Below are 9662 nucleotides of genomic sequence, written 5' to 3'. Positions count from 1 at the left end.
CCTGAGTTCCACCGATGTCGCCATTCGCACGCCGGACGGCCCACGCTGGTTCTCTTGGATCGAGCTGTCGGTGCGCGACAAGGACAGCGGCGCCGTTTCGCATCGCGCCATCGCCCGCGACATCACTGCCCGCAAGCGCGCCGAATCCTCGCTGATCACCGCCCGCGAGCGGGCCGAATATGCAAGCCAGGCCAAATCGCGCTTCCTCGCCACCGTCAGCCACGAGATCCGCACGCCGATGAACGGCATCATGGGCATGGCCCGGCTTCTCGCCGACACCAGCCTTTCGCCCGAGCAGCGGACCTATGTCGGCGCCATCTCGACCTCGGCCAGCGCGCTGCTGGCGCTGATCGAGGACCTGCTCGACTACTCCAAGATCGAGGCCGGCCGCTTCGATCCCGAACCGCAGCCGATGTCGGTGCGCGAGATCGCCGACAATGTCATCGAGCTTTTGGCGGCGCGGGCTTTTGCCAAGGATATCGGCCTCGGCTGTCATGTCGAACCCGACGTGCCGCAGCTGATCACCGCCGACCCCGGCAGGGTCAGGCAGGTGCTGCTCAACCTCATCGGCAACGCCGTCAAGTTCACCGACAGCGGCGGCGTCCTGGCAAGCATCGCCCGCGTCCGCACCGAAACCACCAACCGCATCCGCTTCACCATCACCGACACCGGCCCCGGTCTGCGCGAGGAGGACATGGAGCGCATCTTCGAGGACTTCGAACAGGCTGACGGCACCTCGACCCGTGCGCATGGCGGTGCCGGCCTCGGTCTCGCCATTTCCAAGCGCCTGGTGACCGCCATGGGCGGCACCATCTCTGTGTCGAGCCGGCTTGGCCAGGGGTCCGAATTCGTCTTCGATATCCCCGCTATTTCCGCCGTCGAGGCGCCGCAGATCCGCCAGGACCCGCTGTCGGGCCGGCATGCGGTGATCGTGTCGAAGAACCTGGTCGAGGCCGAAGCCATCGCCCGCACCATTCGCGCCAATGGCGGCACGGTCGATCTGGCCACCACCGCCGCCCAGGCCACCCCTTTCGCCGAGGGCTGCGACGTGCTGCTGATCGATGCTGCCATGGAGCAAAGCGACGGCAGGCTGCTCAGGCGCCTGCGCCAGGGCGGATTTGCCGATTGCGAGGCGGTGACGCTGATCGCGCCGACCGACCGCGGCATGCTTGGCGAATTCCGTGCCAACGGTTACGCCACCTTCCTGGCGAGGCCGGTGCGCGGCGAGACATTGCTGCGCGTGCTTTTGACCAGCCATGCGCCGGTCATCGCAGAGCCACAACCGCAAAAGCGCGGCGCGCAGGCTGGGCACGCCATTGGCGCCCGCCAGCAGGGCCTGTCGGTGCTGATCGCCGAGGACAACGACATCAACGCCATGCTGGCCCGCGCCACGCTGCTGAAGGCCGGGCATCGCGTGAAAGTGGTCGGCAACGGCAAGGCCGCGGTCGAGGCGGTCATCAGCACCGGCCACAAGCACCGCTACGACGTGGTGCTGATGGACTTGCACATGCCGGTCATGGACGGTCTGGACGCCATCGCCGCCATCCGCCGCCATGAGGAGGAGACCGCGGTGCCGCCGGTGCCGATCATGGTGCTGTCGGCCGACAGCCAGGAAAAGACCCGCCACGCCGTGCTCGCTCACGGTGCCAGCGGCTTCGTCACCAAGCCGCTCGACCCCGATGCCCTGGTTCATGCGGTCGAAGGGCAAGTGGCCGCCTGAGGCACAACATAGACGGTTGATAGATTACCCAGCCGACGAAGTATTGCCCGCAGAGCCGTATCACGGTACTGTCACAATCCTGTTGCACCTACACCGTATCCCCGTGCCAAGAGGGATGGCTCGAAGGAGAATCACTCGTGCATACAGTCATGCCGGAATGTGATGCTCGGCCGAACGCCAGCGGGCCTTTGCTCGTCGGCCGGAACGCCGATGCCGTCATAAAAGGCGCATCGCTCGGCCGCATCGGCAATCTCGAAGTGCGGCTCGCCCGCAACGAGGCCGAGATCGCTGCCGCGCAGGAAGTGCGCTACCGGGTGTTCTACGACGAGCTTGGTGCCAGGAAGGACCTGTTCCAGATGCAGGACCGCCGTGATGCCGATCGCTTCGATCCCCTCTGCGATCATCTGCTGGTCTTCGATACTTCGCTTTCCGGCCCCGAGCATCGCCGCATCGTCGGCACCTACCGCCTGCTGCGGCAGGAGATTGCCGCGGCCGCCGGCGGCTTCTATTCCGAAGGCGAATTCGAGCTGACCAAGCTGATCGCGCGGCATCCCGGCCAGCGCTTCCTCGAGCTCGGCCGCTCCTGCGTTCTGCCGGAATACCGCTCGAAGCGCACCATCGAGGCCCTGTGGCAAGGCATCTGGGCCTATATCAACCATTACGGCATCGGCGTGATGACCGGCTGCGCGTCGTTCCACGGCACCGTGCCGGCGGCACATGCCGAGGCGCTGACCTATCTTGCCCACCACTGCCGGACGAATTCATCGTGGGACGTGCGTGCCGTCGCCGGGCGCTATTGTTCCATGGATCTGATGCCGATCGAGGCCGTCAATGCCAAAGCGGCGATCGCCGCGATGCCACCGCTGGTCAAGGGCTATCTGCGCGTCGGCGCGCGCATTGGCGACGGCTGCGTCATCGACCGTGAATTCTCGACGGTCGACGTGTTCGTGGTGATGCCGGTCAAGGAGATCGGCGCCCGCTACGTCAATTATTATGGCGGGGAAGCGCAGCGGTTTGCGGCCTGAGTAAGGCAGTAGGGGAATAAGGCAGTAGGGGAGTAGGCAGAGAGAAGGCAACGACCGGAGTAGGCAATTGCTCTACTTTGCCCGACGTAGCGTTATTCCCTACTCCCGTACTGCGCTATTCCCCTACTCCCCTAACTTACGCATCCTTCTCAGCCTGCTCGTTGACCGGTCCCGGCTCCACCGGCGCTTCGCTTGCCACATGCTTGGGGCCGCCCTTGGCGACGCCGACCATGGCCGGCCGCAGCACACGCTCGCCGATCGAATAGCCGGGCTGCACGACCTGCACGACCGTGTTGGCCGGTACGTCGGGATTGGGCACCTCGAACATCGCCTGGTGGAAATTCGGATCGAATTTCTCACCCTCGGGCTCGAGCTTCTTCACGCCGTGGCGCTCCAGCGCCGACAGCATGGCGCGCTCGGTGATCTCGACGCCGTCGATCAACGCTTTGAACCCGGCATCGCCGGACGCCTTGGCCTCCTCCGGGATGGCATCCAGCGCACGGCGCAGATTGTCTGATACCGACAGCATGTCGCGGGCAAAGTTGGCAACCGCGTAGGCGCGCGCATCGTGAACGTCGCGGGCGGTGCGGCGGCGCAAATTCTCCATGTCGGCCGCGACGCGCAGCGCGCGATCCTTCAGCTCTTCGTTTTCCTTCAGAAGCCGCACAAGCGCTTCATAGTCGCCGTCGACGCCGCCTTCCCTTGGCTCCGCGGCAGCCTCGGTCTTCTCGGCTTCATCGGGCACGCGTTCGTCTTTTGCCTGGTCGCTCATCGCCGTTTCCCGTCATTTTCGAATGGTGTGGATTTGCGCCCGATATCGAGGTTTAGCGGCCAAAAATCAAGGGGCAAGCGATACTCCAGCCGCTGTCGCGGCTGATGACCGACGGCGCAAACCTTTCGATTTTAATTCAAACTTTACCGTACCCGCCGGCTTTGCTTGCCAGGCTACTACAATGCGGGAACCATTCCTCCCGTGGAAGAGTTTCGAAGCCGACACAGGATTTTGAGATGATGCCCCGCAGGAACGGCGAAAAACGCGACGGGCTCGCCGCCGATATCCGGCGCCAGCTCGGCACTGAGGCGACCAAGCGCTTTCTGCGCACCTTGCCGGCTTTCCGCACGGAGTCCGATATTCCCGACCGTCTGAAGGAATTGCTCGACCGCCTGGACGGCGTGGAAGCCAAGGTGGTCGCAGGCGGGCGCCGTCGGTAGGCGTCGTTGCCGGCGTCGCGCCCGGCGATTGTGGCCGCATTCCTTGCCATCGCGCGACATTTACGCGCAGTAACTTTGCGTGATCTCCGCCTTGCGGCAGCGCCCCGCTCCGCCTATGTTTCATGATGAACATGATTTCCCCCGAAGCTGTGGCAAACAGCAAGCGCGCCTGGTTGAAAATCCTGTCGCGCTATAAAAAGCCCGACAGGCGTCGCAGCGCCGTCGAACTCGCCATCACTCTCATCCCCTTCGCCACGCTGTGGGCACTGTCCTCGGCCGCCTATGCCTATGGCCATTGGTGGGGTCTGGTCCTCATCCTTCCGGCAGCCGGCTTTCTGGTGCGGATTTTCATGATCCAGCACGATTGCGGCCACGGGTCCTTCTTTGCCAATCGCTATGCCGACGACTGGATCGGCCGCGTGCTTGGCGTGCTGACGCTGACGCCCTACGATTGCTGGCGCCGCGCCCACGCAACCCATCACGCCAGCGCCGGCAATCTCGACGAGCGCGGCACCGGCGACATCAAGACACTGACCGTAGCCGAATACCGGCAATTGTCGTGGCGGGGCCGGCTCGCCTATCGCCTCTATCGCCATCCGCTGGTGATGTTTGGCCTTGGCCCGATATGGATCTTCATTTTCGAGCAGAGACTGCCGTTGGGCATGATGCGGGGCGGCCTCACCCCCTGGGTGTCGTCGATGTCGACCAATCTCGCTATCGCGGTCATCGCCGCGCTGCTCATCTGGTTCGTTGGCCCTGGCGCGTTCCTGGTAGTGCATTTGCCGATCGTCATCCTCGCCGGATCGGCCGGCATCTGGCTGTTTTATGTCCAGCACCAGTTCGAGGAGACGGAGTGGACAAAGGACTCCGAGTGGGAATTCCAGCACGCAGCCCTGCACGGTTCGTCCTATTACGACCTGCCGCCGGTGCTGAACTGGATTACCGGCAATATCGGCGTCCACCACGTGCACCACCTCTCGGCCAAGGTGCCATGCTATCGGCTTCCGGAAGTGCTGAGGGACTATCCGGAATTGCGTGAGATCGGCCGCGTCACGCTTCTCGACAGCCTGCGCTGCGTCAAGCTGGCGCTGTGGGACGAGAGCCGCAGCAAACTGGTATCGTTCCGCGAAGCGCGGATGGCCGTGTAGACGCACCGCCGCACCAAGGGTGCGGTGGGCCCCAAATTCCGAGCTTAAGCCGCCCGGCGTTCGTCGCGCATCAGGATCTCGCCCTGGCGGATCTCGGTGCCCAGCACTTTCAGGCATTCGCGCATGAAGGCGGCAAGGCCCGGCCAGCCCTTGGCCGACACAAGATTGCCGTCGACATGGGCGCCGGTCGGCGCAACATCGATATAGATGCCGCCGGCCAGCGTGACTTCCGGCTCGCAATATTGCAGCGCCGCAACCTCGCGGCCGCGCACCACGCCGTCGACCGCGATCAGGATCTGCACGCCGTGGCAGATGGTGAAGATCGGCTTGCCGGTTTCATGGAAATGCCGCACCAGCGCCTGCACGCGCTTGTCGATGCGGATATATTCCGGCCCACGTCCGCCCGCCGCGTAGACGGCGTCGTAGTCGGCCGGATTGACCTCCGAAAATGTCTTGTTGAGGACGTAGTCGTGGCCGAGCTTTTCCGTATAGGTCTGGTGGCCTTCGAAGTCGTGCAGCGAGGTCTTCAGGACATCGCCGGCCTTCTTGTCCGGGCAGACGACGTGGACGGTGTGGCCCACCGCATGCATGGCCTGTTCAAAGACGAAAATCTCGTATTCCTCGCTGAACTCGCCAACGAGCATCAATATCTTCTTGCCAGCCATACCCGGTTCCTCCCTTGTGGCCACATTTATTCGGATCGCGAAATAATGGACCTATCCTAAGGCCGGGACGGGCAAAACAAAAGACCGAATCCGCAATGTGGTCCGACCAGATAGGGTTTCTGGCCCTCTGGAGCGGATCAGCCGGCGCGCACCCGCCGCCAGGAATATTTCGGGCCTTTGGCCTCCGGCTTCACCGCCGGCTGATAGGACAGCGGCAGTCCGCCGGTGCGGCCTTGCTCGAGTCGCTTCAGCAGCACCGGGTGCGAGATCTCGAATTCGTCGAAGCCGAGGCGCAGCATATGCGGCAGCTGGTCGACCAGCACTTGCCCGGTGGCGCGCATGGCGCCGGTGAAGTGGTAACGGCTGCGCAGCAATTCGCCCTTGGAGAACGAGCGGCCGTCATTGAACGCCGGGAAGGCCAGCGCCACCAGCGACAGCTGATCGAGCAGGCCGGCGATCTTTTCGAGCTGGTCGCCGGGCTGCAGCAGCACGCCGATGCGTTCCTTCGCCGACCGCCGCACCTCCGGATCGAGGCCGAGAAACGCCTGCAGCGGCAGGATGAAACGGCCATTGCCGACCAGCGCCTCGGCGCTTTCGGCATGAACCCATTCGTCCTCGCGGAACCCATCCGGTGTCCACAGCCGCGTGGCGTTTTCGGCTATCAAGTCGCTCATCAAGAAATTCCCAAGTCCAAAATCTGGATGCCAAAAATCCTGGATCCCAAAAAAGACCCTAAAGCGAGGCGTCGGTCAGCGACCTTTCCAGCCCCGACAAATGAATGCCGCATTCGGTCTTGGCGTGCCCGGCCCAGCGTCCGCTGCGCGCGTCGTCGCCCGGCTGCACCGGCTGCGTGCATGGGAAGCAGCCGATCGACAGATAGCCATAGGCGACCAGCGGGTTTTCACGCAGCGCATGTGCGCGCATGTAGCCGGCCTGGTCCGATGTCGTCCAGTGCGCCAGCGGATTGATGCGGATGCGCGAGCCGACCGCCTCGAACACCGGAAGCGCTGCCCGGGTCGCCGCCTGGAAGCGCTTGCGGCCGGTGAACCATGCGCGGAACGGCTCGACGCCGCGCGCCAGCGGCTCGACCTTGCGCACGTCGCAGCAGGCGTCGGTATCGGTCTCGTTCAGATTGCCGGTCGGGTCGATCCTTGCCAGCGCCGCATCGTCGGGCCTGATCACCCGGATATCGGTCAGCCCGAAATCGGCGACCAGCGCGTCACGATAGCCGAGCGTTTCCTCGAAATGCTTGCCGGTGTCGAGAAAGATCACCGGCAGCGTGCGGTCGATCTCGGCGATCATGTGCAGCAGCACCGCCGAATCCGCGCCGAAGGACGAGACGGCGGCGATTTCGCCGTGAAAGAATTCCCGGGCCGACCGCTCGATGATCTCCAGCGGCTTCAGGTGGCCATAGAGCGCGTCGAGGCCCGCCGCTTCGGCGGCGATGCCGGCCTCGACGTCGACGATGCGGTCAAGCGGCCTTGGTTTCGCCAGCATAGAGCGCCTCCTTGAACGGCGCGGGACCGACTCGGCGGTAGGCGTCGATGAATCGTTCGTTTCTGTCCAGCCGAAGCCCGAGATAGGTCTCGACGATCTGCTCGATGGCATCGGTGATCTCTTCCGAACTGAAGCCGCGGCCGATGATCTCGCCGACCGAGGTATTCTCGTCGGCCGAGCCGCCGAGCGTCACCTGGTAGAGCTCGGCGCCTTTCTTCTCGACGCCGAGGATGCCGATATGGCCGACATGGTGATGGCCGCAGGCATTGATGCAGCCGGAAATCTTCAGCTTCAATTCGCCGATCTCGCGCTGGCGCTCCAGCGAGGCGAAGCGCCGCGAGATTTCCTGCGCCACGGGAATCGAGCGCGCCGTCGCCAGCGCGCAATAATCGAGGCCGGGGCAGGAGATGATGTCGCTGATCAGGTTGGAATTGGCCGTCGCCAGCCCGATATCGACAAGCGCGTCGTAGACCGCCTTGAGGTCGGCCCGCGCGACATGCGGCAGGATGAGGTTCTGCTCGTGGCTGACGCGCAGCTCGTCGAATGAATATTTTTCGGCAATGTCGGCGACCGCTTCCATCTGGCTGTCGGAGGCGTCGCCCGGCGTCTCGCCGATGCCCTTGAGCGAGATGGTCACCGCCGCGTAGTCGGGATGGCGATGGGTGACCACATTCTGGTCCAGCCATTCGGAAAAGCTCTTGGAGTCGAGCCGGGCAAGCTTGACCGCCTCGTCGCCTTCCGGCCGGTCGACAAGCGCCGGCGGCGCGAAATAGGCGTCGATGGCACGGATGTCGGCTTCCGGCAGCCTCAGCTCGGCGTCCTTCAACTCCTGCCATTCGGCCTCGACCTGGCGGGTGATCTCCTCGACGCCGGTCTCATGGACCAGGATCTTTATGCGCGCCTTGAACTTGTTGTCGCGACGGCCGTAGAGGTTGTAAACGCGCAGGATCGCTGTGCAATAGGACAACAGATCCGCTTCGGGCAGGAAGTCGCGGATCTTCTTGGCGACCATCGGCGTGCGGCCCTGGCCGCCGCCGACATAGACGGCGAAACCGAGCTCACCGGCAGCGTTCTTCTTCAGGTGCAGGCCGATGTCGTGCGTCTGGATGGCGGCGCGGTCGCGCTCGGCGCCGGTCACCGCGATCTTGAATTTTCGCGGCAGGAACGAAAACTCCGGATGCACCGACGACCATTGCCGCAGGATTTCGGCATAGGGGCGCGGATCGGCAACCTCGTCGGCGGCGGCGCCGGCGAAGTGGTCGGCGGTGACGTTGCGAATGCAGTTGCCGCTGGTCTGGATGGCGTGCATCTCGACGCTTGCCAGATCCGCCAGGATCGCCGGAATGTCCGACAGCGCCGGCCAGTTGAACTGGATGTTCTGGCGCGTCGTGAAATGCCCATAACCCTTGTCGTATTTGCGGGCGATGTGGCCGAGCATGCGCAGCTGCTTGCTGTTGAGCGTGCCGTAGGGCACCGCGATGCGCAGCATATAGGCATGCAGCTGCAGATAGACGCCGTTCATCAGCCGAAGCGGCCGGAACTGGTCCTCGGTGATCTCGCCGGCAAGCCGCCGCGCGACCTGATCGCTGAACTCGGCGACGCGGGCCTTGACGAAATCGTGGTCGAACTCATCGTAACGGTACATATTCAGATCTTTCCGGGCGCGTCCGCCCGTTATTTTCTTCGTTCGAGCATGATCGGGATCATGCTTGTGTCATCTACGCCGCGCGTGCGGCCTGCGGACGAGCCTGCTTGCCCAGATCGTTGCGGGTGGTCGGGCCGGCGGCGCGGATCTTTTCACGCAGCCGGACCGCCTCGACTGCACCGTTGACCACGGTCACGTCGATCAGGTTGACGTCGACCACTTCGTTGTTGGCGGAGGCCTTGGCGCCGATCGCCTCCAGCCGGTCCTCGGCCGCCTTGTCATGGGCGATGTCGGCATGGTCGATGGTCTCGGCCCAGCCGCCATTGGCGTACCAGACGGCTATGCCGTCGGCGAGGCGGTTCGCGGTCAGGACTTTCATTGGCTCACTCCTTGCGCGGCAGCACGGGCCACGCTTTCCTGCCTGTGTGCCGCCAGCGGCTCGGACCGTTCGAAATTGGCGCCGGCGACCGCGTCGCCGATGATGGTCATCACCGGGCCGCTGAGGTCGGCACGCGCCTCCAGCGACGGCAGGTCGGCGAGCGTGCCGTGGAAACGGCGGCGGTTGGCAAGGCTGGCATTCTCGACCACGGCGACGGCCGTATCCGGCGACAGGCCGGCTTCGATCAGCCGGCCGGCGACCTCGGCGGCGACCGAGCGCCCCATATAGACGGCGACCGTCGCGCCGGAAATGGCGAGCTTTGCCCAGTCTGGCAGCGAATTTCCCCTGAGGTCGTGGCCGGTGGTGAACAC

General features: G+C 64.3%; 11 protein-coding genes. 4 read left to right on the top strand and 7 right to left on the bottom strand.

Features of this window, described 5'->3' with window-relative positions; all coding sequences use genetic code 11:
• Together E5W70_RS28240 and E5W70_RS28235 are read left to right on the top strand one after the other, a co-directional pair.
• The coding region (locus tag E5W70_RS28240) for a response regulator (RefSeq protein ID WP_292664605.1) at positions 1 to 1720 on the top strand (1720 nt) is incomplete at its 5' end.
• A 149-nt stretch (positions 1721 to 1869) separates the two neighbouring features.
• Positions 1870 to 2745, top strand: coding sequence for a GNAT family N-acetyltransferase (locus tag E5W70_RS28235; protein ID WP_292664606.1), 876 nt, complete (start codon positions 1870 to 1872; stop codon positions 2743 to 2745).
• A gap of 136 nt (positions 2746 to 2881) precedes the next feature.
• Here E5W70_RS28235 and grpE read toward each other — a convergent pair whose 3' ends face one another.
• A complete protein-coding gene (gene grpE, locus E5W70_RS28230; protein ID WP_292664604.1) occupies positions 2882 to 3517 on the bottom strand; it encodes a nucleotide exchange factor GrpE in 636 nt (211 codons plus the stop codon).
• Positions 3518 to 3753: 236 nt separating this feature from the next.
• Between grpE and E5W70_RS28225 the strand changes: the two genes are divergently transcribed.
• Both E5W70_RS28225 and E5W70_RS28220 read left to right on the top strand, forming a co-directional pair.
• A complete protein-coding gene (locus E5W70_RS28225; RefSeq protein ID WP_023675249.1) occupies positions 3754 to 3957 on the top strand; it encodes a hypothetical protein in 204 nt (67 codons plus the stop codon).
• A gap of 125 nt (positions 3958 to 4082) precedes the next feature.
• Positions 4083 to 5105 (top strand): fatty acid desaturase, encoded by a 1023-nt coding sequence (locus E5W70_RS28220; protein WP_023675248.1) that lies wholly within the window; start codon positions 4083 to 4085, stop codon positions 5103 to 5105.
• Positions 5106 to 5149: 44 nt separating this feature from the next.
• On the opposite strand, the gene E5W70_RS28215 is transcribed toward E5W70_RS28220, so the two are convergent.
• From E5W70_RS28215 to E5W70_RS28190, 6 genes are all read right to left on the bottom strand, one after another.
• Positions 5150 to 5770: a DJ-1/PfpI family protein gene (locus tag E5W70_RS28215; protein WP_292664603.1), complete on the bottom strand. Its 621-nt coding sequence runs from the start codon at positions 5768 to 5770 to the stop codon at positions 5150 to 5152.
• Positions 5771 to 5907: 137 nt separating this feature from the next.
• Positions 5908 to 6444: a DUF934 domain-containing protein gene (locus E5W70_RS28210; protein WP_292664602.1), complete on the bottom strand. Its 537-nt coding sequence runs from the start codon at positions 6442 to 6444 to the stop codon at positions 5908 to 5910.
• 58 nt (positions 6445 to 6502) lie between these two features.
• Positions 6503 to 7267 (bottom strand): phosphoadenylyl-sulfate reductase, encoded by a 765-nt coding sequence (locus tag E5W70_RS28205; protein ID WP_292664601.1) that lies wholly within the window; start codon positions 7265 to 7267, stop codon positions 6503 to 6505.
• Positions 7242 to 8912 carry a nitrite/sulfite reductase gene (locus tag E5W70_RS28200; RefSeq protein WP_292664600.1) on the bottom strand — a complete coding sequence of 557 codons (1671 nt, stop codon included), beginning with the start codon at positions 8910 to 8912 and terminating at the stop codon, positions 7242 to 7244. Before E5W70_RS28200 ends, E5W70_RS28205 begins: the two co-directional genes overlap by 26 nt.
• Before the next feature lie 73 nt (positions 8913 to 8985).
• Entirely contained in the window at positions 8986 to 9291 is a 306-nt protein-coding gene (locus tag E5W70_RS28195) for a DUF2849 domain-containing protein (RefSeq protein WP_292664599.1), read from the bottom strand.
• The coding region (locus E5W70_RS28190) for an SAM-dependent methyltransferase (protein ID WP_292664598.1) at positions 9288 to 9662 on the bottom strand (375 nt) is incomplete at its 5' end. The genes E5W70_RS28195 and E5W70_RS28190, both read right to left, overlap by 4 nt.

It is taken from the genome of Mesorhizobium sp. (genome assembly GCF_005063415.1).
In the GTDB taxonomy this organism is placed as follows: domain Bacteria; phylum Pseudomonadota; class Alphaproteobacteria; order Rhizobiales; family Rhizobiaceae; genus Mesorhizobium.
This window is presented reverse-complemented; position numbering and strand designations above follow the sequence as displayed.

Bases quoted from the DNA above. Each gene is read 5' to 3' on its own strand.
- E5W70_RS28235 (WP_292664606.1), top strand. From the start codon at position 1,870: ATGCCGGAATGTGATGCTCGGCCGAACGCCAGCGGGCCTTTGCTCGTC.
- grpE (WP_292664604.1), bottom strand. From the start codon at position 3,517: ATGAGCGACCAGGCAAAAGACGAACGCGTGCCCGATGAAGCCGAGAAG.
- E5W70_RS28225 (WP_023675249.1), top strand. From the start codon at position 3,754: ATGATGCCCCGCAGGAACGGCGAAAAACGCGACGGGCTCGCCGCCGAT.
- E5W70_RS28220 (WP_023675248.1), top strand. From the start codon at position 4,083: ATGAACATGATTTCCCCCGAAGCTGTGGCAAACAGCAAGCGCGCCTGG.
- E5W70_RS28215 (WP_292664603.1), bottom strand. From the start codon at position 5,770: ATGGCTGGCAAGAAGATATTGATGCTCGTTGGCGAGTTCAGCGAGGAA.
- E5W70_RS28210 (WP_292664602.1), bottom strand. From the start codon at position 6,444: ATGAGCGACTTGATAGCCGAAAACGCCACGCGGCTGTGGACACCGGAT.
- E5W70_RS28205 (WP_292664601.1), bottom strand. From the start codon at position 7,267: ATGCTGGCGAAACCAAGGCCGCTTGACCGCATCGTCGACGTCGAGGCC.
- E5W70_RS28200 (WP_292664600.1), bottom strand. From the start codon at position 8,912: ATGTACCGTTACGATGAGTTCGACCACGATTTCGTCAAGGCCCGCGTC.
- E5W70_RS28195 (WP_292664599.1), bottom strand. From the start codon at position 9,291: ATGAAAGTCCTGACCGCGAACCGCCTCGCCGACGGCATAGCCGTCTGG.